The organism is Paraburkholderia sp. EG287B (assembly GCF_040965595.1).
Taxonomy (GTDB): Bacteria; Pseudomonadota; Gammaproteobacteria; order Burkholderiales; family Burkholderiaceae; genus Paraburkholderia.
Window position 1 is genome coordinate 1 of sequence record NZ_JBFRCG010000110.1, and the last position, 262, is coordinate 262.

Here is a 262-nt window from a genome sequence, read left to right on the forward strand (position 1 = left end):
TCAGCACTTACGAGCATCCTGCTCCCGAAGGGAGTGACGCACGGTTGAGATCACGTGTTGTGCCTGAAACAACACAACCCCAATTCAGCAACACCTCTTTACGCTTCTTCCCGATTGGCTGTGGCGCAGAATCCTGCGACGCAGCAACCCGTCATGCCTGATGACCATAGCGAGCTGGTCCCACCCCTTCCCATCCCGAACAGGACCGTGAAACAGCTCCACGCCGATGATAGTGCGGATTGCCCGTGTGAAAGTAGGTAAT

At 55.7% G+C, this 262-nt stretch carries 1 rRNA gene; it reads left to right on the plus strand.

The features are described from left to right. Positions 1-156: 156 nt before the first annotated feature. Positions 157-262: ribosomal RNA gene (gene rrf, locus AB4Y40_RS42945) — 5S ribosomal RNA — on the plus strand; the annotation flags it as partial.